Origin of the sequence: Pseudomonas sp. RGM2987 (assembly GCF_022952855.1) — a bacterium.
GTDB lineage: Bacteria > Pseudomonadota > Gammaproteobacteria > Pseudomonadales > Pseudomonadaceae > Aquipseudomonas.
On sequence record NZ_JALJDX010000182.1, the window covers coordinates 1 to 23,358 of the forward strand.

23 protein-coding genes are annotated in these 23,358 nt (G+C 61.6%); 8 read left to right on the plus strand and 15 right to left on the minus strand.

Annotated elements, in window-relative coordinates; translation table 11 throughout:
• Positions 1–134: 134 nt before the first annotated feature.
• The 3 genes from ccoM to RGM2987_RS11130 all read right to left on the minus strand — a co-directional run bounded on the left by ccoM (position 135) and on the right by RGM2987_RS11130 (position 983).
• Positions 135–251, minus strand: coding sequence for a cytochrome c oxidase subunit CcoM (gene ccoM, locus RGM2987_RS27545; RefSeq protein ID WP_280639898.1), 117 nt, complete (start codon positions 249–251; stop codon positions 135–137).
• 145 nt (positions 252–396) lie between these two features.
• Positions 397–558, minus strand: a complete 162-nt coding sequence (locus RGM2987_RS11125; protein ID WP_003184513.1) for a hypothetical protein — start codon at positions 556–558, stop codon at positions 397–399.
• Positions 559–641: 83 nt separating this feature from the next.
• On the minus strand, positions 642–983 hold the full coding sequence (locus tag RGM2987_RS11130) for an aspartate-semialdehyde dehydrogenase (RefSeq protein ID WP_245140835.1): 342 nt from the start codon (positions 981–983) through the stop codon (positions 642–644).
• A gap of 248 nt (positions 984–1,231) precedes the next feature.
• On the opposite strand from RGM2987_RS11130, the gene rapA reads away from it, so the two are divergent.
• Complete coding sequence (gene rapA, locus RGM2987_RS11135; RefSeq protein ID WP_245140837.1) at positions 1,232–4,078, plus strand: RNA polymerase-associated protein RapA; 2,847 nt, start codon at positions 1,232–1,234, stop codon at positions 4,076–4,078.
• Between the two features lie 227 nt (positions 4,079–4,305).
• Here rapA and RGM2987_RS11140 read toward each other — a convergent pair whose 3' ends face one another.
• From RGM2987_RS11140 to RGM2987_RS11155, 4 genes are all read right to left on the minus strand, one after another.
• Complete coding sequence (locus RGM2987_RS11140) at positions 4,306–5,148, minus strand: cache domain-containing protein (RefSeq protein WP_245140839.1); 843 nt, start codon at positions 5,146–5,148, stop codon at positions 4,306–4,308.
• Positions 5,149–5,453: 305 nt separating this feature from the next.
• Positions 5,454–6,326: an ATPase gene (locus tag RGM2987_RS11145; protein WP_245140841.1), complete on the minus strand. Its 873-nt coding sequence runs from the start codon at positions 6,324–6,326 to the stop codon at positions 5,454–5,456.
• A gap of 107 nt (positions 6,327–6,433) precedes the next feature.
• On the minus strand, positions 6,434–7,426 hold the full coding sequence (locus RGM2987_RS11150) for an NAD(P)-dependent oxidoreductase (RefSeq protein ID WP_245140844.1): 993 nt from the start codon (positions 7,424–7,426) through the stop codon (positions 6,434–6,436).
• A 63-nt stretch (positions 7,427–7,489) separates the two neighbouring features.
• Entirely contained in the window at positions 7,490–8,389 is a 900-nt protein-coding gene (locus RGM2987_RS11155) for a LysR family transcriptional regulator ArgP (RefSeq protein ID WP_245140847.1), read from the minus strand.
• Between the two features lie 96 nt (positions 8,390–8,485).
• On the opposite strand from RGM2987_RS11155, the gene RGM2987_RS11160 reads away from it, so the two are divergent.
• From RGM2987_RS11160 to RGM2987_RS11175, 4 genes are all read left to right on the plus strand, one after another.
• On the plus strand, positions 8,486–9,088 hold the full coding sequence (locus tag RGM2987_RS11160) for a LysE/ArgO family amino acid transporter (RefSeq protein WP_245140850.1): 603 nt from the start codon (positions 8,486–8,488) through the stop codon (positions 9,086–9,088).
• 174 nt (positions 9,089–9,262) lie between these two features.
• On the plus strand, positions 9,263–9,859 hold the full coding sequence (locus tag RGM2987_RS11165) for a Fe-Mn family superoxide dismutase (RefSeq protein WP_245140852.1): 597 nt from the start codon (positions 9,263–9,265) through the stop codon (positions 9,857–9,859).
• Between the two features lie 305 nt (positions 9,860–10,164).
• Positions 10,165–12,216: a GGDEF domain-containing phosphodiesterase gene (locus tag RGM2987_RS11170; protein ID WP_245140855.1), complete on the plus strand. Its 2,052-nt coding sequence runs from the start codon at positions 10,165–10,167 to the stop codon at positions 12,214–12,216.
• Positions 12,217–12,401: 185 nt separating this feature from the next.
• Complete coding sequence (locus RGM2987_RS11175; protein ID WP_245140857.1) at positions 12,402–13,745, plus strand: imelysin family protein; 1,344 nt, start codon at positions 12,402–12,404, stop codon at positions 13,743–13,745.
• A gap of 182 nt (positions 13,746–13,927) precedes the next feature.
• On the opposite strand, the gene RGM2987_RS11180 is transcribed toward RGM2987_RS11175, so the two are convergent.
• From RGM2987_RS11180 to RGM2987_RS11195, 4 genes are all read right to left on the minus strand, one after another.
• Complete coding sequence (locus tag RGM2987_RS11180; RefSeq protein WP_245140859.1) at positions 13,928–15,163, minus strand: RNA polymerase sigma factor; 1,236 nt, start codon at positions 15,161–15,163, stop codon at positions 13,928–13,930.
• Positions 15,163–15,639 (minus strand): SRPBCC family protein, encoded by a 477-nt coding sequence (locus RGM2987_RS11185; protein WP_245140862.1) that lies wholly within the window; start codon positions 15,637–15,639, stop codon positions 15,163–15,165. The genes RGM2987_RS11180 and RGM2987_RS11185 overlap by 1 nt, the downstream gene beginning before the upstream one ends.
• A 27-nt stretch (positions 15,640–15,666) precedes the next feature.
• Entirely contained in the window at positions 15,667–16,011 is a 345-nt protein-coding gene (locus tag RGM2987_RS11190) for a YciI family protein (protein ID WP_245140864.1), read from the minus strand.
• Between the two features lie 67 nt (positions 16,012–16,078).
• Positions 16,079–16,513, minus strand: a complete 435-nt coding sequence (locus RGM2987_RS11195; protein WP_245140867.1) for a nuclear transport factor 2 family protein — start codon at positions 16,511–16,513, stop codon at positions 16,079–16,081.
• Positions 16,514–16,654: 141 nt separating this feature from the next.
• Here RGM2987_RS11195 and RGM2987_RS11200 point away from each other — a divergent pair, with 141 nt between their 5' ends.
• Positions 16,655–17,143: a GNAT family N-acetyltransferase gene (locus tag RGM2987_RS11200; RefSeq protein ID WP_245140869.1), complete on the plus strand. Its 489-nt coding sequence runs from the start codon at positions 16,655–16,657 to the stop codon at positions 17,141–17,143.
• Between the two features lie 133 nt (positions 17,144–17,276).
• Here the strand turns inward: RGM2987_RS11200 and RGM2987_RS11205 are convergent, their stop codons facing one another.
• Both RGM2987_RS11205 and RGM2987_RS11210 read right to left on the minus strand, forming a co-directional pair.
• The gene (locus tag RGM2987_RS11205; protein WP_245140871.1) at positions 17,277–17,762 is read right to left on the minus strand and encodes a GyrI-like domain-containing protein; all 486 of its coding nucleotides are present in this window, start codon (positions 17,760–17,762) and stop codon (positions 17,277–17,279) included.
• Between the two features lie 78 nt (positions 17,763–17,840).
• Positions 17,841–18,503, minus strand: a complete 663-nt coding sequence (locus tag RGM2987_RS11210; RefSeq protein ID WP_245140874.1) for a LysE family translocator — start codon at positions 18,501–18,503, stop codon at positions 17,841–17,843.
• A gap of 207 nt (positions 18,504–18,710) precedes the next feature.
• Here RGM2987_RS11210 and alaC point away from each other — a divergent pair, with 207 nt between their 5' ends.
• Positions 18,711–19,928, plus strand: a complete 1,218-nt coding sequence (gene alaC, locus RGM2987_RS11215; RefSeq protein ID WP_245140876.1) for an alanine transaminase — start codon at positions 18,711–18,713, stop codon at positions 19,926–19,928.
• Between the two features lie 120 nt (positions 19,929–20,048).
• Here alaC and RGM2987_RS11220 read toward each other — a convergent pair whose 3' ends face one another.
• Positions 20,049–21,401 (minus strand): GntP family permease, encoded by a 1,353-nt coding sequence (locus RGM2987_RS11220; protein ID WP_245140878.1) that lies wholly within the window; start codon positions 21,399–21,401, stop codon positions 20,049–20,051.
• 89 nt (positions 21,402–21,490) lie between these two features.
• The gene (locus RGM2987_RS11225; RefSeq protein ID WP_245140880.1) at positions 21,491–22,024 is read right to left on the minus strand and encodes a gluconokinase; all 534 of its coding nucleotides are present in this window, start codon (positions 22,022–22,024) and stop codon (positions 21,491–21,493) included.
• Between the two features lie 215 nt (positions 22,025–22,239).
• On the opposite strand from RGM2987_RS11225, the gene RGM2987_RS11230 reads away from it, so the two are divergent.
• Positions 22,240–23,271, plus strand: a complete 1,032-nt coding sequence (locus RGM2987_RS11230) for a LacI family DNA-binding transcriptional regulator (RefSeq protein ID WP_245140882.1) — start codon at positions 22,240–22,242, stop codon at positions 23,269–23,271.
• The last annotated feature ends 87 nt before the right edge of the window (positions 23,272–23,358 follow it).

Here is a 23,358-nt window from a genome sequence, read left to right on the forward strand (position 1 = left end):
CATTACATGCGTGACTGACACTGCGCCTTCGCGAGCAAGCCCGCTCCCACAGGAGGTATGCGTAAACTGAGATAAAAAAAAGGGCGACCGAAGTCGCCCAAAATGCCTTGCGTGCTCGTTGTAGCCGGAAAGACCTACGGCTTTTTGCGCTTGTGTGCGTCTTTCCAGATGAATAATCCAAAGCCGGCGAAAAACACGAACATGAGGCTGACCGTCAACACACCGGCAAACACCACATTATCGATAAACATGACTGGCCTCCTGGTCTTGCCCCTGTTGCGATGGGTTCAAGTTAACCAATCAGGCCCGCAAGGAAATTGACCAGGGTCAATAACGCCCACGACGGGGCGCAAAGGTGGGGAAATAACTGATCTGTATCAATGGATCGAGGGGGAGTCAGCGCTTTTTCGGTTTGTTCTTGGGTTTCTTCTTGGGCTTACCCAAGGGCATGGCCTGTTCGAAAGCCTGGCGGACTTCGTTGAGGCGTTTTTCATTGAGGTCATGAACGCGCTTGGCGCGCTCGGCGCTGAGGTCGATCAACTTGTCGTCTTGGCTCATGGCGTGTCGGCATCGTGCAGTGAATTGCGGATGCGCCCATGATGCGGGCTGCGCGCGGCGTTGACCAGCCTGCGTGCGTTGGATCAGATCTGGATATCGACCCACAGGCCCTGGCGCGACTCTTCTTCCATCAGCGGCACCACCGGCACGGTGTTGTCAGCGTTGAGTTCGGTGCCCGGCACGGCCAGATGTTCCTCGGGGTCTTCATCGGCTTCGCGGCGGCGCTTGTCGCGATCCTGCCGGCGTTGCTGCTCCTCGCGCAGCAACAGTGCAGCCTCTTCCGGATCACGCTTTTGCAGGTCGATGGTGCTTTCACTGGAGCTTTCCTGCACCGGGACCACGGGCGGTATGTCCGGTCGCTGGCGAACCGGATCCTGCTGCGCGGTGATGGGTACGGCGCTCAATGGGAGCGTAGGTATCAACATAGGAATCTCCTCTCTTCAAGCTGTCGGCTGCAAAGGGGGCAACTTGAACCGCCGGTCTGAAACTTGTGACCCAGTTGGCATTGCCGTAAGACTCAGGTCCAAGCCTGTTGGATCATCAGACAGGCTTAAGTTCCGTGCCATCCGCTCCCCAATCGCCCCGATGGCACCCCGGAACGTGCGTAAGTCCTTTGGTCTGAAGGATCATTCCGTTAAGATAATCGGCTTTTTCAAGGCGGGAGTCAGGCAGCATGGCGCAGCAGTATCAACCGGGGCAACGCTGGATCAGTGACAGCGAAGCCGAGCTGGGTTTAGGCACCGTTCTGGCACAGGATGGCCGCTTGTTGACCGTGCTCTACCCGGCCACTGGCGACACTCGCCAGTACGCGCTACGGAATGCGCCCCTCACCCGTGTACGGTTTTCGCCGGGCGACGTGATCACTCACTTCGAAGGCTGGAAAATGACCGTGCGCGAAGTCGACGACGTCGATGGATTGCTGGTCTATCACGGCCTCAATGGGCAGAACGAAGTCGTCACCCTGCCGGAAACCCAACTGTCGAACTTCATCCAGTTCCGCCTGGCGAGCGACCGTCTGTTTGCCGGCCAGATCGACCCGCTGGCCTGGTTTTCCCTGCGTTATCACACCCTGGAACACACCAGCCGCCAGTTGCAGTCTTCGCTCTGGGGCCTTGGCGGCGTGCGCGCCCAGCCGATCGCCCACCAGTTGCACATCGCCCGTGAAGTGGCCGACAGGATTGCACCACGGGTCTTGCTCGCCGACGAAGTGGGCCTGGGCAAGACCATCGAGGCCGGCCTGGTCATCCACCGCCAGCTGCTTTCCGGCCGCGCCAGCCGCGTGCTGATCCTGGTGCCGGAGAACCTCCAGCACCAGTGGTTGGTGGAAATGCGTCGACGCTTCAACCTGCAGGTTGCGCTGTTCGACGAAGAGCGCTTCATCGAAAGCGATGCCAGCAACCCGTTCGAAGACACCCAACTGGCGCTGGTCGCGCTGGAATGGCTGGTGGACGACGAGAAGGCCCAGGATGCGCTGTTCGCCGCCGGGTGGGACCTGATGGTGGTCGACGAGGCCCATCACCTGGTGTGGCACGAAGATCAAGCCAGCCCGCAATATGCGTTGGTGGAACAGCTGGCCGAGACGATCCCCGGTGTGCTGTTGCTGACCGCGACCCCGGAGCAATTGGGCCAGGACAGTCACTTCGCCCGCCTGCGCCTGTTGGACCCGAACCGTTTCCATGACCTCAAGGCGTTCCGCGCCGAGAGCGAAAACTATCGCCCGGTGGCCGAAGCGGTGCAGGAGCTGCTGGACAAGGGTCGTCTGTCGCCCGAAGCCCACAAGACCATCCAGGGTTTCCTGGGCAACGAAGGCGAAGCCCTGCTGACCGCCGTCAATGATGGCGATGTCGAAGCCAGCGCCCGCCTGGTGCGCGAACTGCTGGACCGCCATGGCACCGGCCGCGTGCTGTTTCGCAATACCCGCGCCGCCGTGCAGGGCTTCCCGGAGCGCAAGCTGCACGCCTACCCGCTGCCGTGCCCGGACGAATACCTCGAGCTGCCGTTGGGCGATCACCCCGAGCTTTACCCGGAAGTCAGCTTCCAGGCCCAGCCGGACGCCAATGAAGAAGAGCGCTGGTGGCGCTTCGACCCGCGGGTCGAGTGGCTGATCGACACCCTGAAAATGCTCAAGCGCACCAAAGTGCTGGTGATCTGCGCCCACGCCGAAACCGCCATGGACCTGGAAGACGCCCTGCGCGTGCGCTCCGGCATCCCGGCCACGGTGTTCCACGAGGGCATGAACATCCTGGAGCGTGACCGCGCCGCGGCCTATTTCGCCGACGAAGAGTTCGGCGCCCAGGTGCTGATCTGCTCGGAAATCGGCAGCGAGGGTCGTAACTTCCAGTTCGCCCATCACCTGGTGCTGTTCGATCTGCCGGCGCACCCGGACCTGCTGGAGCAGCGCATCGGTCGCCTGGACCGGATCGGCCAGAAGCACACCATCGAGCTGCACGCGCCATATCTGGAAAACAGCCCGCAGGCGCGGTTGTTCCAATGGTATCACGAAGCCCTGAATGCGTTCCTCAACACCTGCCCGACCGGCAACGCCCTGCAACATCAGTTCGGCCCGCGCCTGCTGCCGTTGCTGGAAGAAGCCGACGATGGCCAGTGGCAAGCGCTGATCGACGAGGCCCGCGCCGAACGCGAACGTCTGGAAGCCGAGCTGCACACCGGTCGCGACCGTTTGCTGGAGCTCAATTCCGGCGGCGCGGGAGAAGGCGATGCGCTGGTGGAAGCGATTCTGGAGCAGGATGACCAGTTCGCCCTGCCGATCTATATGGAAACCCTGTTCGATGCCTTCGGTATCGACAGCGAAGACCATTCGGATAACGCGCTGATCCTCAAGCCGAGCGAAAAAATGCTCGACGCCAGCTTCCCGCTGGGCGACGACGAAGGCGTGACCATCACTTACGACCGCAACCAGGCGTTGTCCCGCGAAGACATGCAGTTCATCACCTGGGAACACCCGATGGTGCAAGGCGGCATGGACCTGGTGTTGTCCGGCTCCATGGGCAACACCGCCGTGGCGCTGATCAAGAACAAGGCCCTCAAGCCAGGCACCGTGCTGCTGGAACTGCTCTACGTCAGTGAAGTGGTCGCCCCGCGCTCGTTGCAACTGGGCCGTTACCTGCCGCCAGCCGCCCTGCGCTGCCTGCTGGATGCCAATGGCAATGACTTGGCGGCCCGGGTTTCGTTCGAGACCCTGAACGACCAGCTCGAAAGCGTGCCCCGCGCCAGCGCCAACAAGTTCATCCAGGCCCAGCGCGACCAGCTGACGCCGCGGATCAACGCCGGCGAACAGAAGATCGCCCCACGTCACGCCGAACGCGTGGCCGAGGCCCAGCGCCGCCTGGCGGCCGACACCGACGAGGAACTGGCCCGCCTGACCGCCCTGCAAGCGGTCAACCCGACCGTGCGCGACAGCGAACTGGTGGCGTTGCGCAAACAACGCGAGCAAGGCCTGGCGATGCTTGAAAAGGCAGCGTTGCGGTTGGAAGCGATCAGGGTGTTGGTGGCGGGCTGATTGCCTTGAGCTACACAAGAAGCCCGCAGCGATGCGGGCTTTTTTTGTGTCATGTCTAGCGCACAACCTGTGGCGAGGGGATTTATCCCCGCTGGGCTGCGAAGCAGCCCCCCATGATCACGGACCACCGCGACGTATCAGTCAAATGCAGAGGTTGCTGCGCAACCTAGCGGGGATGAATCCCCTCGCCACAAAGGATTCCATTCAACCGGCAGACCTATTCAGCCTCAAGGACTGTAATACCCCACCGCCACCAGGAAATGCCCGACCTTCTTCAGGTACGCGTGCTTGTCCTCGACCTTGCCAGTCACCGGGTTCTTCCAGCGATACTCGTATTCCCCCGCATCCTGCTTGCCGATCAGCGCCAGGATCGGCTCGCCCACCGGCTTGCCGTCCGGATCCTTGATCTTGGCGAAGTCGGTATTGATCAATCGCAGGTTGGTGCCATGGGCGACATAGCGTCGGGTAGCAAGGTCAACGACAAACACATACAGGTCATCCTGCAAATACCCGCCCTTGAGGGAGTTGATCGCCGTCAACGTGGCTTTTTCGTTCTTCTGCAGGTCGCTTGACGCCTTGTCCAGCAACGCCCTGGCCTGTTCGGCAGAGGCCCGCGGCAGGTAGTAACCGACCGCCAGGATCCGCTCGCCGACCCGCTGGAAATACACATGCTTGCGTTCGACTTTGCCATCCGTCCAGTTCTGCCACCGGTACTCGGCTTGCTGGATACCGCTGGCTTCCGGGGTCTGCAAGGCGTCCTTGAAGGCCTTGCGCAAATCCGGCCCCAACACTTCGGAAACGTCGCGCCCGATCAGCGCCGCCGACGGGCCACCGCTGGCGAGCATCACCCCTTTGGTGTCCACCACGAACACATAGCGATCCTGGTCGACAAACTCGCCTTGACGGCTGAACACAGCCAAAGCCTTGTCGCCGTTATCGTGGTAATAGGCCAGGGCCTTTTCCAAGAGCGCCCGGGCCGCCTGGCCATCGTCCGGCGTCGTGGCGTGCGCCTGACCCAGCCCCAGCAACAGCATTGCGGCCAACCAGGCCATCCTGTGAAGAAACCCCATGCGTGCGCCCTCGTTCTTGTTGGTGGTTCAAGAGCTTAGACGGGATGGAGGCAATATAGAAGTATTCAGGGGGATTGCTGGGGTAATACGCGTTCAGAAGAAAACGTTGGGTCAGTCAGTACTGGATTGCCTGCCAGACCACCTTCGCGAGCAAGCCCGCTCCCACACTGGATCGTGGCGTGCGCGAAGCTTGAGTCATGCAGGATCAAATGTGGGAGCGGGCTTGCTCGCGAAGGCGGCTTTAAGTCGCTACCTTTGACAAGCCTGCCATAGCCATCGCGAGCAGGCTCGCTCCCACAAAAGAACTATTGAGCCCGAGCGCTGAGCTGCTGTTGCAGGTGCTGGATCTGCGCCTGCAAGGTGTTGATGTTGCGGGTGACCTGGCCGCGGAAGGCGTCGAATTCGGCGGTGTTGCCGTTATCCTGCTGGCTCTTGAGCACGATGATTTCTTGTTCCAGGCGTTCAATGGCCGAGTTGGAGGTGGCTCTTTTCAGGGCGGTGATGTCAGCGCCGATGCTCTTGAGCTGGGCATCCAGCGCACCACCCTCACCCTGGTTCTTCAGGACGGTCACTTCAGCCGCCAGCGTCTTGACCTGGGCCTGGAGCTCCTTGTTGGCCGCTTGCAGTTGCGTGTTGGTGTTCTGCTGTTCAGTGGCCTGGGCAATGAGCTGGGCCAGTTCCTTGTCCAGGTCGGCGGACGGACCGAACGTGGCTTGTTGCAATTTGTACTGCTCCTGCAGCTTGCCGTCGAATTGCCGGCCCTGTTCCTGCAACTTGGTGTCCAACTGTTTGATCTGCAATTTCAAGGCTTCACTGTCACTCATGACATTGGACTGGCCGGCAACCACCTTGCCGGAAATGTCCTGCAAGCGCCCCGCTGCGTCTTCGCTGATCCGGGCGAAGCTTTCCTGAGTCGCCACCAGTTGCTGTTCCATCAGGGTAATCTGCTGGAAGCTCCACCAGGCCAGGAAGCCGAGCGCGCACAGCAAGGCACCGACCAATGCCCACAACGGCCCGGTGCTGGGACCCTTGACCTTGACCGCTGCAACGGGTGCCGGGCGCGCTTGTACGTGGGGCGCGCGGTTGGGCAGGAAGTCATCGTCATCGGGGACGTCGGCGCGCATCCGCAGGCTCGGTACATCATCGAAGTCGTCATGTTCATCGTTACGCGTGGGCATGGGTTCAACCTTTGAGAAACCGGTGTTGGCTTGATGCGGCGAGTATAACCCCATCGTCCGCCGCACCGATTGACCTCGAACCCGGGAGTCGGTTCATGACGGGCCGATCAGCGGGCGTCCTGGGCTTTCCACCAGACACAGAACTCATCGAGCGCGGTCCACAGGCTGACCTTAGGATCGTAATCGAGATGATGCCGGGCGCGGCCGATGTCCAAGGTGAAATTTTTGTTCATGACCTGCATGCCCAGGCGCGACAGCGTCGGTTCGGGGCGACCCGGCCACAGCTTGCAGAAGCCTTCGTTCAGGGCAGCGACACTGTAAGCCAGGCCGTAGGAGCGATAACGCCTGACCTGCGGGACTTGCATCTGGCGCATCACATAATTGACCACATCCCACAGCGGAACCGGCGCGCCATTGCTGATGTTATAGGCCTTACCCAGGGCAGAATCGGTGGCCAGCAGGCTGCTGAGCAGCGCTTCGTTGAGGTTCTGCACGCTGGTGAAATCCACTTTGTTCAAGCCATTGCCAACAATCGACAAACGACCCTTGCGCTGCATCTTCAGCAACCGCGGGAAAATGCTCATGTCACCGGCACCGGTCACGAAGCGCGGGCGCAAGGCCAGCACTTCGAGGCCGAACTCCTGGGCGCCGAAGACTTTCTGCTCGGCCAGGTACTTGGTCGCGGCGTAAGGGTGCTTGAAGCGCTTGGGCACTTGTTCTTCCTTCAGCCCAAGGTGGTCACCGCCGTCGAAGTAGATTGACGGCGACGACAGGTGCACCAGCCGCCGGACCTTCTGCTTCAGACACGCTTCGACGACGTTTTCCGTGACCTGGACATTGCCCTGGTAAAAATCCTGATAACGCCCCCAGAGCCCGACGGATCCGGCGCAATGCACCACCGCCTCGACATCCAGGCACAGATCGCGGGCCAGCAATGGATCGTTCAGGTCCCCCTGGACAAATTGCGCACCACGCCGCACCAGGTGCTCCACGCTCTCGGCCCGGCGGCCGGTGACCCGTACATCCAGGCCCTGCTCCAGGGCGAAACGCGCAAAGCGCCCGCCAATGAAGCCGCTCGCGCCGGTGACCAGAATTTTCATGCATGCTCCTGAGCTACAACCTGCCAATTGATTCGTGTGCCGCTTTAACTTGCAGCTTGACGTCTATTGCGGCGTCCAAGGCACCAACCACTGCCGGGACGAACGGATCAATTGCTCGGTCAACAAGCCGAGCAATTGCCCACCATTGCGCCAATGATGCCAGTACAGCGGCACATCGATCGGTTTATCCGCGAGCAATTCCAGTAGCGCGCCTCGCTCCAGTTGCTCGCGCACTTGCAACTCCGGCACCAATCCCCAGCCAAGCCCGGCTTCGGTGAGGCGGATAAAGCCTTCGGACGAGGGGCATAGATGGTGCTCGAAACCGCCTTCGACGCCCAGGGACGCCAGGTAGCGGTGTTGCAGGAAATCATCCGGACCGAACACCAGTGCCGGCGTGCGCGCCAGTTGTTCGGCCCGCACGCCGCCGGGAAAGTGCCGGGCGATGAACGCCGGACTGGCCAGCGCCCGGTAACGCATGGCCCCCAGTAACACGCTGCGGGCGCCGGCCACCGGACGCTCGCTGGCACAGACACAGGCGGCCACTTCGCCGGCACGCATGCGCTTGAGCCCGACGGTCTGGTCTTCCACCACCAGGTCGAGCAGCAGATGATGTTCGGCGCAGAAATCCCCCACCGCAGCGGCCCACCAGGTCGCCAGGCTGTCGGCGTTCAACGCAATGCGCAAGCGTTCGGGCAGGCCCTCCTCATCGAGCGCCGGCACCAGACTTTGCAGGTCGCGTTCCAGTAGCCGGACCTGTTGCACGTGGTTGAGCAAACGGCGGCCAATCTCGGTGGGGCCCGGTGGCGTCGCCCGTATCAGCACAGGCTGGCCAACCCGCGCCTCCAGCAGCTTGATGCGTTGGGAAATCGCCGACTGCGACAACCCCAGCACTTGGGCGGCACGCTCGAATCCGGCCTGTTCGACCACCGCGGCCAGGGCAGAAAGCAGTTTGTAATCGAACATCAGTTTTCCTAATGAGCAATCAGCAGTATTGGTTTTTCTTATACAGCTTCGCCCCCGAGAATGGCCAGCATTCAGACACTGATCGGGAAACAACTTATGTGGCAAAGCTATGTGAACGGGCTATTGGTGGCCCTCGGGCTGATCATGGCCATCGGCGCCCAGAACGCCTTTGTACTGGCCCAGAGCCTGCGTCGCGAACATCACTTGCCGGTGGCGGCGGTGTGCGTCACGGCGGATGCGCTGCTGGTGGCTGCCGGTGTCTTCGGCCTGGCGACATTGCTGGCCCAGAGCCCGTTGCTGCTGTCGATTGCCCGCTGGGGCGGCGCGGTTTTCTTGCTCTGGTACGGCAGCCTGGCCTTGCGCCGGGCCTTTTCCAGGCAGAGCCTGCAACAAGGTGAGCACCAGGCCGTGCGTTCGTTGCGCGCCGTGCTGCTCAGCGCGCTGGCGGTGACGCTGCTCAACCCTCACGTCTATCTCGACACCGTGCTGCTGATCGGCTCCCTCGGTGCCCAGCAGAGCGTGCCCGGCGCCTATGTGGTAGGGGCGGCAAGCGCCTCGCTGCTGTGGTTCTTCACCCTGGCGCTCGGCGCCGCTTGGCTGGCGCCCTGGCTCGCCCGCCCCAGCACCTGGCGGATCCTCGACCTGTTGGTGGCGACGATGATGTTTGCCGTGGCAGCGCAATTGATTGTCAGCGGCTGATTATTGCGAACCGCTCTGGAACCTCTATTCCACACAGTTGTTGCGTGGTTATGCCGCACCCCCGGTGCTATGATCCGAGTCTTGCGCCGCAAGGAGTACAAACTCCCGGCGCTAGTCTGGCCGCCCGTGATCGGCCTTGCGCTCACCGCAACTGACCTGATTAGGAGAATCACCATGGCTTTCGAATTGCCGCCGCTGCCTTACCCACACGATGCACTGCAGCCGCACATCTCCAAAGAGACTCTGGAATACCACCACGACAAGCACCACAACACCTACGTCGTGAACCTGAACAACCTGGTGCCTGGCACCGAGTTCGAAGGCAAGACCCTGGAAGAAATCGTCAAGACTTCCTCGGGCGGTATCTTCAACAACGCCGCTCAGGTCTGGAACCACACTTTCTACTGGAACTGCCTGGCGCCAAACGCCGGCGGTCAACCAACCGGCGCGCTGGCCGAAGCCATCAACAAGGCCTTCGGTTCGTTCGACAAGTTCAAGGAAGAGTTCAGCAAAACCTCCATTGGCACCTTCGGTTCCGGCTGGGGCTGGCTGGTCAAGAAAGCTGACGGTTCCCTGGCCCTGGCCAGCACCATCGGCGCCGGCAACCCGCTGACCAGCGGCGACACCCCGCTGCTGACCTGCGACGTTTGGGAACACGCCTACTACATCGACTACCGCAACGTTCGCCCGAAATATGTCGAGGCGTTCTGGAACCTGGTCAACTGGAAATTCGTGGCAGAGCAGTTCGAAGGCAAGCCTTTCACCGCTTGAGCCTGATTGCCAGACAAAGAACCCGGCGCCTTGCCGGGTTTTTTTTGCGCGCTATAAATGACCGGTCATCGACTCGACGGCGCATTACCACACGTCTTGGATCCAAGAAAAAAACACCGAGGGCCTCAAGTTGCGGTGCCTCGCAACCGACACAATAGTCGTAGAGCAATCACTCTGAAAAAACCGTATATCTGCCATGATCCAGGCGAAACCCCTTGTGTTTGATTGTCCCTTTGACTGACATCACAGGATTGCCAATACTCATGGCAACTTGACGCTACCCGCACGGAACAAGGAACCACTCTTTGAAGCTGGAACTCAAGAACAGCTTGTCTGTGAAGTTGCTCCGGGTCGTGCTCCTCTCGGCATTGGTCGTTGGCGTGCTGTTGAGCTGCGCCCAGATCGTATTCGATGCCTACAAGACCAACCAGGCCGTCGCCAGCGACGCCCAGCGCATCCTCGACATGTTCCGCGATCCGTCGACCCAGGCCGTCTACAGCCTGGATCGGGAAATGGGCATGCAAGTGATCGAGGGCCTGTTCCAGGATCGCGCCGTGCGCATGGCCTCCATCGGTCACCCTCGCGAAACCATGCTCGCTGAAAAGACCCGGCCCTTGCAGGAATCGGAAAGCCGCTGGCTGACCGACCTGATCCTGGGCAAGGAACGGACGTTCACCACCCAACTGGTGGGTCGTGGGCCCTACAGTGAATACTACGGCGACCTGAGCATCACCCTCGACACCGCGACCTATGGCGAGGGGTTCATTGTCAGCTCCGTGGTCATCTTCATCTCCGGCATGCTGCGCGCCCTGGCCATGGGCCTGGTGCTGTACCTGGTCTACCACTGGCTGCTGACCAAGCCGCTGTCGCGTATCATCGAGCACCTGACCGAGATCAACCCCGACCGCCCCAGCGCCCACAAGATCCCGCAGTTACCGGGGCACGAGCAAAACGAGCTGGGCCTGTGGATCAATACCGCCAACCAGTTGCTCGAATCCATCGAGCGCAATACTCACCTGCGCCACGAAGCGGAAAACAGTCTGCTGCGCATGGCCCAATACGATTTCCTTACCGGGCTGCCCAATCGACAGCAGTTGCAGGAGCAACTGGACAAGATTCTGGTCGACGCCGGGCGCCTGCAACGCCGGGTGGCGGTGCTGTGCGTGGGGCTGGATGACTTCAAGGGCATCAACGAGCAGTTCAGCTATCAGACCGGCGACCAGTTGCTGCTGGCGCTGGCGGACCGGTTGCGCGCCCATAGCGGTCGCCTCGGCGCCCTGGCGCGGTTGGGCGGCGACCAGTTTGCCCTGGTCCAGGCCGACATCGAGCAGCCGTATGAGGCGGCCGAACTGGCCCAGAGCATTCTCGATGACCTGGAGGCACCGTTCGGCATCGAAGACCAGCAGATCCGCCTGCGGGCCACCATCGGCATCACGCTCTTCCCGGAGGACGGCGACAGCACCGAGAAGCTGTTGCAGAAAGCCGAGCAGACCATGACCCTGGCCAAGAGCCGCTCGCGCAACCGCTATCAGTTCTACATCGCCAGCGTCGACAGCGAAATGCGCCGCCGCCGCGAACTGGAAAAAGACCTGCGCGAAGCCCTGATCCGTGAACAGTTCACCCTGGTGTACCAGCCGCAGATCAGCTATCGCGACCTGCGGGTGGTGGGCACCGAAGCCCTGATCCGCTGGCATCACCCCGAACACGGCCTGGTGCCGCCGGACCTGTTCATTCCCCTGGCCGAGCAGAACGGCACCATCATCGCCATCGGCGAATGGGTGCTGGACCAGGCCTGCCGGCAATTGCGCGAATGGCACGACCAGGGCTTCGTCGACCTGCGCATGGCCGTCAACCTGTCGACCGTGCAACTGCACCACTCCGAGCTGCCACGGGTGGTGAACAACTTGCTGCAAATGTACCGGCTGCCCCCTCGCAGCCTTGAGCTGGAAGTCACCGAAACCGGCCTGATGGAAGACATCACCACCGCCGCCCAGCATCTGCTGAGCCTGCGCCGCTCCGGGGCGCTGATCGCCATCGACGACTTCGGGACCGGCTATTCGTCCCTGAGTTATCTCAAGAGCCTGCCGCTGGACAAGATCAAGATCGACAAGAGCTTCGTCCAGGACCTGCTCGACGACGAAGACGACGCCACTATCGTCCGGGCCATCATCCAACTGGGCAAGAGCCTGGGGATGCAGGTCATTGCCGAGGGCGTCGAGACGGTCGAGCAGGAAGCCTACATCATCGCCGAGGGCTGCCACGAAGGTCAGGGGTACTACTACAGCAAACCGCTGCCGGCGCGGGAATTGAGCGCTTATCTGAAGCAGGCTGAGCGCAGCAAGGCCTTCATTCTCTGATTGCCGGAAGATCGTAGCCCTGGGCGGCACCGGCAAGCGGTGCCGAAGGTCACGGTCGGCAATTATTAAATAAGAAATATTTCCAGCCGCGACCCTTTACACATAATGCAAATCTTTCGCATTATGTCGCAGTTTTTGCGCACCCTCGCGCCTGTCCCATCCATTTCCGAAGCAGGATGTTCGCCATGATTCGTATGCCTCTGGCTACCGCCAGTCTGCTGGCCATCGCTATTTCCCTCGCCGGTTGCGGCGAAGGCAAAGACAAGGCCGCCGCGCCGCAAGCGCCAACGCCTGCCGCCAGCACTGCGGCACCGGTCGCCCCTGCTGCCGCCGGCAAGGTCGACGAAGCCGCCGCCAAGGCTGTGGTCGCGCACTATGCCGACATCGTCTTCGCCGTCTACAGCGATGCCGAATCCACCGCGAAAACCCTGCAAACCGCCGTCGACGCATTCCTGGCCAAGCCGAACGCCGACACCCTGAAAGCCGCCCGCGCGGCCTGGGTTGCCGCCCGCGTGCCTTACCTGCAGAGCGAAGTGTTTCGCTTCGGCAACACCATCATCGACGACTGGGAAGGCCAGGTGAATGCCTGGCCCCTGGACGAAGGCCTGATCGACTACGTCGACAAGTCCTACGAACACGCCCTGGGCAACCCGGGCGCGACTGCCAACATCATCGCCAATACTGAAGTCCAGGTCGGCGAAGACAAGGTCGACGTGAAAGACATCACCCCGGAAAAACTTGCCAGCCTCAATGAGCTGGGCGGTTCCGAGGCCAACGTTGCCACCGGCTACCACGCCATCGAATTCCTGCTGTGGGGCCAGGACCTCAACGGCACCGGCCCGGGTGCGGGCAACCGCCCGGCTTCCGACTACCTGCAAGGCGCTGGCGCTACCGGCGGGCACAACGACCGTCGTCGTGCCTACCTCAAGTCCGTGACCCAACTGCTGGTCAGCGACCTGGAAGAAATGGTTGGCAACTGGAAGCCGAACGTGGCTGACAACTACCGCGCCACCCTGGAAGCCGAACCGGCCGAAAGCGGCCTGCGCAAGATGCTGTTCGGCATGGGCAGCCTGTCCCTGGGCGAACTGGCGGGCGAGCGCATGAAAGTGTCCCTGGAAGCCAACTCGCCAGAAGACGAGCAGGACTGCTTCAGCGACAACACCCACAATTCGCATTTCTACGACGCCAAAGGCGTGCGTAACGTGTACCTGGGCGAATACACCCGCGTCGACGGCACCAAGATGACCGGCGCCAGCCTGTCATCCCTGGTCGCCAAGGCCGACCCGGCGGCGGACACCGCCCTCAAGGCGGACCTGGCCGACACCGAAGCCAAGATCCAGGTCATGGTCGATCACGCCAACAAGGGTGAGCACTACGACCAGTTGATCGCCGCCGGCAACACCGCCGGCAACCAGATCGTGCGCGACGCCATCGCTGCATTGGTCAAGCAGACCGGTTCGATCGAACAGGCCGCTGGCAAACTGGGCATCAGCGACCTGAACCCGGACAACGCCGATCACGAGTTCTGATCGACGCAGGCAACTGAAAAGGCGACCTTCGGGTCGCCTTTTTTGTACCTGGAGAAATCACAACAACGGTGGGAGCGGGCTTGCTCGCGAAAGGGTCGTTACATTCAACCTCTCTGTTACTGATCCACCGCCTTCGCGAGCAAGCCCGCTCCCACAGTTGGTGTCTAGGCACAGGTATTTCATCACTGTAATCCGGCGAGTCGCCCTTCGATAAACCGTCGCTCCGGCAATTGTTGCGTCAGCTCAAGGGCGCGGCGATACGCGGCCCTCGCCTCATCATTTCGCCCCAGCTGACGACAAAACTCCGCCCGCGCCGAGTATGCGAGGTGGTAGTCCAGCAACTCGCCACGCCCCAGGATCCCGTCGATCAGATGCAATCCCGCCAGCGGCCCGTCGCGTTTGGCCAGGGCGGCGGCGCGGTTGAGTTCGATCACGGGCGACGGCACGGCGCGCAGCAGTACGTCATACAGCCCGACAATCTGCGGCCAATCGGTGTCCTGAGCCGTCGGTGCTTCGGCGTGCACCGCTGCAATCGCCGCTTGCAGGCAGTACGGCCCAAACCGCCGGGTGCTCAGCGCGGCTTCCACCAGGGTGCAACCCTCGGCGATCAGCTCGGCGTTCCACTCGGTTCGATCCTGTTCATCCAGCAGGATCAATTCGCCAGTGGACGAAGTGCGTGCCGGGCGCCGGGATTCGTGCAGCAGCATCAACGCCAGCAACCCCATGACCTCGGCTTCGGGCAGCAACTCCATCAGCAACCGCCCGAGCCGTATGGCTTCGCGGGTCAGATCTTCGCGAGTCAGCTCGGCGCCCATCGAGGCCGAGTAGCCTTCGTTGAACACCAGGTAGATCACCCGCAGGACGCTGTCCAAGCGTTCGGGCAACTCCGCCCGGGAAGGCACCTGATAGGGAATTTTCGCGTCGCGGATCTTCGCCTTGGCCCGCACGATGCGCTGGGCGATGGCCGCCGGGGCGGCGAGGAACGCCCGGGCGATTTCCTCGGTGGTCAGGTCGCAGACTTCCCGTAGCGTCAGCGGCACCTGGGCATCCGCCGCCAGGGCCGGGTGACAGCAGGTAAAGATCAGCCGCAGACGATCATCTTCCACGTCTTCCTCACTCCAATCGGCCTGCTCCAGTTCTTCGAGCTGGGCGATCAACATCGGTTGGGATGCGGCAAAACGCGCGCGCCGGCGCAAAACGTCGATGGCCTTGAAGCGCCCCGCCGAGACCAGCCAGGCCCGTGGGTTGTCCGGCACACCGTCGCGCTGCCAGCGTTCGACCGCGATGAAGAAAGCCTCGTGCAAGGCCTCTTCGGCCAGGTCGAAATCCCCCAGCAAGCGGATCAGTGTCGCCAGGATTCGTCGCGAGTCCTGCCGGTAGACCTGCTCGACCCGCGCCTTGACCTCTTCAGCCGACATCAGTCCGGCATGCCTTGGGTGACCAAGGTTTCCAGCCGGTCGAGGCTCTGGCCCCAGCCGTCGTGGAAACCCATGGCCTCGTGAGCCTGGCGATCCTCATCGTTCCAGTGCAACGCCCGGGCGGTGTAGCGGGTCTTGCCGTCGAGTTCTTCAAGCAGCACTTCAGCGGTCATGAACGCCTTGCCCGACGGTATCCAGCCGGGCAGGAACGCATCGGTGAATACCAGGCGCTGCGGGGCGAAGATTTCCAGGAACACGCCCATGGTCGGGTATTCACTACCATCGGGGGCGCGCATCAGCGTGCGAAACTGACCCCCGACCCACAGATCCATTTCGCACTCCGGCGTGGTCATGCCATGGGGGCCCCACCACTGGACGAGCAAGGCCGGCTCGGTCCAGGCGCGGAAGATCTTCTGGCGCGGGGCATCGATGATGCGGCTGATGGACAGCGCGTGAGCAGCAGGCATGGGGTTCATGGGCGAAATCCTGTTTTTGATTGTTGTTCAGGGGTTCAGTTGGCGGACCGGTCGCACTTCGACGCAGCCGACGCGGGCCGCCGGAATATGGCCGGCAACCTGGATGGCTTCGTTCAAGTCCTTGGCGTCGATCAGGTAGAAGCCGGCCAACTGCTCCTTGGTTTCAGCGAACGGCCCATCAGTGATCGACAACTTGCCCGCGCGCATGCGCACCGTGGTAGCGGTCTGTACCGACTCCAGGGCTTCGGCGGCGAGCATCCGCCCGCTGCCCTGGACCGATTCGGCATAGGCCATGCACTCGGCATCCTCCGGGCTGTCAGGAGAGTCGTGCAGCACCTGTTCGTTGCTATACACCAGGCATAAATACTTCATGGAAAGCTCCGTGATCGGACTGATCAACTATGGACGGCTGAGAGACAGCAGGCGAAAAAACCGACGATCAGGGCTGCAGGTCGAAAATTGTCGTTCCGGTCATCGGATCGAACGGAGCCGACCAATGCTCGTGGACGATCTTCCACTGCCCCGCCACCCGCTGGTAGCAGGCCGTTACGCGCATCCAGCAGGCTTGCTCCTCACCCTTGTCGTTGGTGCCGCCGCAATAGGCCAGCCAGTGGGCAAAGGCGACATCGTCGGCGGGGGTGATCGTGACTTGATGGAAATCGAACTTGTGCGGACCGGGGCACATTTCCATACAGGCCTGCCAATGGGCCCGGTAGGCGACCTTGCCCTTGAATTGCAAGGCCTGGATGGCGTCGAACGAGACGATGGCCTCGTCGTACAACGCCATGACCTTTTCAACATCCTTGCTCATGACGGCCTGGCGATAAGTGTCGATCAGCGCCTGGATTTCACGCTCGGTGGCTTGGGTATTCATGATGATTCTCCGCAGGTTTTTGTTAGAGACATCCTTTGTCGTTTGGAGAAGCGGCGAATCGACAGTCCGGACAAAAATAACTCAAAGAAAAAAATTCGCTAGAATCCATACCCATTTTGCCGGCAGACAACGGACGTTTTTGTGACCGCACAGCTCGTACCCTATCAAGACCTGACCCCGCTCCAGCGCGAACAGGTGCAAGCCATCGAAATCCACCCGGACCAGGTGAAATTCTCCGGGGATATCCATGGTGCGCTGCACACGCTGCTGTCCAAGCCAGGCCCGGGGGTCAAGGGCTTTGCACTGTTGGCCGACGATGTACCGGTGGCCTTCCTGCTGCTCAAGCGCCCACCGGTGCTGCCGGACTGGGCCAACGAACATAGCGCCACCCTGCACGCCTTGCAGGTCGACTACCGGGCCCAGGGCAAAGGTTATGGCAAGGCCTGCCTGCAAGCGCTACCGGCCGCAGCACGAGCGGCCTGGCCGGAAATCAGGGGGCTGGAACTGTCGGTGGACGCCGATAACGCCTCGGCCATTGGCTTGTACACCCGGTTGGGTTGGGTCGACAGTGGTGAGGCTTACAAGGGCCGGATCGGTTATGAACGGCGGATGGGGTTGGTGTTCGGCTGATTCCTCGAGGGCAGATCACCGTCCAATGTGGGAGCGGGCTTGCTCGCGAAAGCGGCCGGTCAGTCAATAGGAATGTCGGATGTGAAGCCGCCTTCGCGAGCAAGCCCGCTCCCACAGGATCAGCAGCGATCAACTATGGCTTGAGCGGCACCCAGATCTCCAGGCTGCCTTCCCCTGTCCTGGGGTTGAAATCTTCGCTGTAGCGCTCGAATTCCGGTTCGTCCGCGGCTTCGTGGCCGGACTGTGGCAGCCATTGCTTCCAAATGTACTGGAATGTCTGCGGGAGTGTCTTCAACGGCCCCTGGTGTTGGAACACGGCATAGCGTCCGGGCTGCAGTTCGATCCAGCGGTACTGCTGCGGCAGATCATCGAGCCGGCTGATTTCCACCCCGGCGATGTACTCGAACCCGCCCTTCCCGTCCGGGTTGCAACACACGCCATAGGTCACATCGTCTTTCTGCCCTGGCACCTCACCGAGCCAGGGCAGGAACTTTTCCCAGAGCAAGGGGATGTCCTGGGCAGTGTCCGGGGTAAAACGCGCGCCAAAGCCAGCAATCAGCAGAAAACGTCCCTGCTCGAAGCGAGGTTCGGCTGTGTAATCGCGCTTGTGCTTTTCCATGCGTCAACACTCCGCAAACGTGAAGTCGGGCTTTGCAGTATAGAAGCCTAACCGTGATTGCCAGGTCCGTTTCGTTTCTCAAAAGCCGGGCGCGCCGCTATGAACGGCTTTGGCGACAAACTCGTTGTACCCGGAAACGATCACGTAGACCGCGAAATAGCAGAAGATCGCCGCGGATGCCCAATACGAATAGCGCAACAATTTATCACCCAGCAGCTTGCCACCCTGGGTCGCCGCCAGGCACAACGCCGCGGACCACAGCAGCCCGGCGCAGAGAAACCCGCCCAGGAACAGCGCCGAACTGAGCAGTGTCCCGCCCCCTGACCGGGCGATCAGCGTGCCGCCCACCGCCGCAAACCAGAGGATGGCACTGGGCGAGGACATCGCCAGGAAGATTCCGCGGAAAAACTCCTGGCGCGAGGAACTGCCCTGCACCTCATCCGCCTGCGCCAGTACCTCGCTGTGATAAATCGCCGAATGAATCATCTTCGCGGCGAAGTACAGCAGTAGCAGCGAGCCGCCAATCCACAGCACCCAACGCACCGCTTCGTATTGCAGCAAAACTGTCATGCCGGCCAGGGCCAGGACCGCGTAGACCAGATCGCCGACGCAGGTGCCCAGCCCCAGGGCGAAGCCTTGGAAGTAGCCGCGCTGCATCGCCAGGGTGATCATCGCGATGTTGGCCACGCCGATGTCCAGGCACAGCGAAAGGCTCAATAGAAAGCCACTGGAAAATTCCATCATTGAAATCCATTCGATCAGGTTTGAAGCATCGGTCTGGGCCCTCCGGTCAACGATGACGGTGGGACGGGCCCGACAGTGTCGTCGAAAATAGTTCCGGGCCGCTACTGGACAACGGCCCGCCGGCGCCTTTATCGTGCGCCCAGGCCACCGCAGTGGCCAACGTCGCTCGGACGGTTCCGGGCGCTCACGTATCTCGAGGCAACAATGGCCGAACAAGGTTCGCCGCGCCGCTTTGCGCGCATCGATCGACTCCCCCCTTACGTTTTCAATATCACTGCCGAGCTGAAGATGGCTGCGCGTCGGCGCGGCGAAGACATCATCGACTTGAGCATGGGTAACCCCGACGGCGCCACGCCCCCGCACATCGTGGAGAAACTGGTCACCGTCGCCCAGCGTGAAGACACCCACGGCTACTCCACGTCCAAAGGCATCCCGCGCCTGCGCCGCGCCATTTCGCGCTGGTACAAGGACCGCTATGAAGTGGACATCGACCCTGAAAGCGAAGCCATTGTCACCATCGGTTCCAAGGAGGGCCTGGCGCACCTGATGCTGGCCACCCTGGACCAGGGCGACACGGTGCTGGTGCCCAACCCCAGCTACCCGATCCACATCTACGGCGCAGTGATCGCCGGCGCCCAGGTGCGTTCGGTACCGCTGGTGCCGGGTGTGGATTTCTTCGACGAACTGGAGCGTGCCATCCGCGGTTCGATCCCCAAGCCGAAGATGATGATCCTGGGCTTTCCGTCCAACCCCACCGCGCAGTGCGTGGAGCTGGATTTCTTCGAGCGGGTCATCGCCCTGGCAAAACAGTACGACGTGCTGGTGATTCACGACCTGGCGTATGCCGACATCGTCTATGACGGCTGGAAAGCCCCGTCGATCATGCAGGTGCCCGGCGCGAAGGACATCGCGGTGGAGTTCTTCACCCTGTCCAAGAGTTACAACATGGCCGGCTGGCGCATCGGTTTCATGGTCGGCAACCCGGAACTGGTCAGCGCCCTGGCGCGGATCAAGAGCTACCACGACTACGGCACCTTCACCCCGTTGCAGGTGGCCGCTATCGCCGCCCTGGAAGGCGACCAACAATGCGTGCGCGACATTGCCGAGCAGTACCGCCAGCGCCGTAATGTGCTGGTCAAGGGCCTGCATGAGCTGGGCTGGATGGTGGAAAACCCCAAGGCGTCGATGTACGTCTGGGCCAAGATTCCCGAAGCCTATGCGCACCTGGGCTCGCTGGAGTTCGCCAAGAAGCTGCTGGCCGAAGCCAAAGTCTGTGTCTCGCCGGGTGTAGGGTTCGGTGAATACGGGGATGATCACGTGCGCTTTGCACTGATCGAGAACCAGGACCGGATCCGCCAGGCCGTGCGCGGGATTCGGGCGATGTTCCGGGCGGATGGGTTGGTCAGCAAACCCAACGCCTGATGCAAATCGAAATGTGGGAGCGGGCTTGCTCGCGAAGGCGACGTGTCAGACAACATTGCTTTGTCTGAGACACTGCTTTGGCGAGCAAGCCCGCTCCCACATTGGGTTATGCGTTGTTGCTTATACCACCAGCGACAACAACAGGATAAAGATCAACCCCACCACCGACAGGATGGTTTCCATCGCGGTCCAGGTCTTGAAGGTTTCGGCCACGGTCATGTTGAAGTACTGCTTGACCAGCCAGAAGCCCGCGTCGTTGACGTGGGACAGGATCAACGAACCGGCACCGGTCGCCAGCACCAGCAGCTCACGGTTCACACCCGGGATCATCCCGACCACCGGCACCACGATCCCGGCACCGGTAATGGTCGCGACGGTGGCCGAACCGGTGGCGATGCGAATCACCGCCGCCACCAGCCAGGCCAGCAGGATCGGTGAAATCTGCGCGCTCACCGCCATGTTGCCGATCACCGTACCCACGCCGCTGGTGACCAGCATCTGCTTGAAGCCACCACCGGCACCGATGATCAGGATAATCGCGGCGGTCGGCGCGAGGCTCGCGTCCAGCCACTTGAGCATCTGGTTGGAGCCGATGCCCTGCTTGTAGCCGAAGGTGTACAGCGACAGCAACAAGGCCAGCAGCAGTGCGGAGATCGGGTGGCCGATCAGGTCCATGAAGGTGCGGAACAGATTGCCCTCGGGCAACGCCACGTCGGCGAACGTCTTGAGCAGCATCAGGAACACCGGCGACAGCACCGTGATCAGGGTGATGCTGAAGCTCGGCAGATCGTCGGCGTTAGTCTCGCGCGCCAGTTGGTCCACCAGCTCCTGGTTCGGATGACCTGGAATGTGCTTGGCGATGAACGTACCGAAGATCGGACCGGCAATGATGGCGGTTGGCAGAGCCACGATCAGGCCATAGAGAATGGTCTTGCCGATATCGGCACCGAACACGCCAATCGCCAGCAGCGGCCCCGGGTGCGGTGGCACCAGGCCGTGCACGGCGGACAGGCCGGCAAGCAGCGGGATACCGATCTTGATGATCGACACGCCGGTGCGCCGCGCAACGATGAACACCAGCGGGATCAGCAACACGAAGCCGATCTCGAAGAACAGCGGGATGCCCACCAGGAACGCGGCGAACATCATGGCCCACTGCACCTTGTCCTTGCCGAAGGCGCGGATCAGGGTCTGGGCAATCTGGTCCGCCCCGCCCGACTCGGCCATCATCTTGCCGAGCATCGTGCCCAGCGCGAGGATGATCCCGACAAAGCCCAGCACGCCACCGAAGCCGTCCTGGAAGGCCTTGATGATGGTGCCGATGGGCATGCCGGAAGTCAGGCCCAGAAACGCCGCCGCGATGGTCAACGCGATGAAGGGATGGATCTTGAACTTGGTGATGAGGACGATAAGTCCGATCACCGTGACCACTGCATCAAGCAGTAGAAAGGTTTCGTGGGACATGCCGAACATGGGGTGTCTCCTGATTTGTTGTTGTTATTGAAGCAGTTAGGGGTAAGCCGTCGAGATAGCGCTATCTTTCTGACGCAAAACTGTAAAATTCAGCTGGCAATCCTCAATCCGTGGTCCAGCCACCAGACGTACGCTTGCCGGGCCAGCTCATCGACACTGTGGCTGGATGCGTCCAGAGCCAGGGTCAGGGGCTCGCCGACAGGGGATTGCAGGGTGGCAAACTGGCTGTCGATCAAGGTCGACGGCATGAAATGACCAGGACGATGGGACACTCGGTCGGCGGCCACTTCCGGGGTCAACTCCAGGAATACGAAGCCCAGGCCCGGCAAGGCGCTGCGCAGACGCTCGCGATAACTGTGCTTGAGGGCCGAGCAGGTCAGCACCGGGCGTTCGCCCGTGGCGTCGACACGGCGCAACTCCTCGCACAGGCTGTCGAGCCAGCCGGCACGGTCGTCGTCGTTCAGGGGAATACCGGCGCTCATCTTCTGGATGTTGGCCGCAGGATGGAAAGTGTCGCCTTCAATGGCGGTGGCGCCGCTCAACTGGCACAGGGCCTGGCTGACGCAAGTTTTGCCGCAACCGGCAACGCCCATGATGACCAGGGCGGTGATGGGATTGTTCATGTAACACCTCAGCGCGCAGACAGCGCTACCTTTGCCAGTTATGACACCGCAGCAAAAGCAGAAGTTGCCGACGCCTTCTTGTCATTTTTGTGGTTGCAGCATGTTCGTTCACGACACCAACGGACGGGATTCAGGCAAACCCCACTCGCGCATTTGCAGCCGCGTCGAGACAGCGCTACCTTAGTGCCTTGATTTTTGTTTGGCAAGCCGCCCTGATGACTGCCCCTAAAAACGATAAGAATACTCGCACCACCGGTCGTCCGACGCTCAATGAAGTTGCACGTCTGGCCGGGGTCAGCCCCATCACCGCCTCCCGTGCGTTGCGCGGGGTCAGCACCGTTGCCACTGAACTGGTAGAAAAAGTCCGCCAGGCCGCCGTGGAACTCAACTACGTGGTTAACCCGGCCGCCCGCGCCCTGGCTTCGGCCCAGAGCCACTCGGTGGTGGTGCTGGTGCCGTCGCTGTCCAACCTGTTGTTCATCGACACCCTGGAAGCCATCCATCGCGTGCTGCGGCCCAAGGGCTTCGAGGTGGTGATCGGCAACTACCACTATTCCCGGGACGAAGAAGAAGACCTGCTGCGTAACTACATGGCTTATCAGCCGCGCGGTTTGCTGCTGACCGGTTTCGACCGCACCGAAAGCGCCCGGCGGATGATCGAGGCCAGCAATATTCCTTGCGTGTACATGATGGAACTGGACCCCGGCGCGGGTCTCAATTGCGTCGGTTTCTCCCAGCTCAAGGCCGGCGAGACGGCGGCCGGGCACCTGATCTCCAAGGGTCGCAAGCGCCTGGCCTACATCGGCGCGCAACTGGACCAACGCACCCTGGCCCGTGGTGAAGGCTTCCGCCGGGCCTTGCAGAAAGCCGGTCTCTACGACCCGGACCTGGAACTGCTGACGCCACGCCCATCATCGGTGGGCCTGGGTGGCGAGTTGTTCCTGCAACTGCTCGACAGCCATCCGGATGTCGATGCGATCTTCTTTGGCAACGACGACCTGGCCCACGGCGCATTGTTCGAAGCGCTGCGCTGCGGCATCAGGATCCCGGAGCAGATCTCGGTCCTGGGCTTCAACGACCTGCCCGCCTCGGCCCACATGGTGCCGCGCCTGAGCAGCATCAGCACCCCACGAGAAGCCATCGGCCAGCGCGCCGCCGAACAGATGCTGACGTTGCTGGCGGGCAATCGCATCGCCCAGCCGGTGGTGGACATGGGCTTTGAACTCAAGGTTCGCGAAAGCACCTGAAGGTCCTTCTTGCAGCACCGGTCGATCCACGTCTTGCCAGCAGGATTGACCGCTCACCCGACGCATTCGTCCGTAGCTTCTCTTATA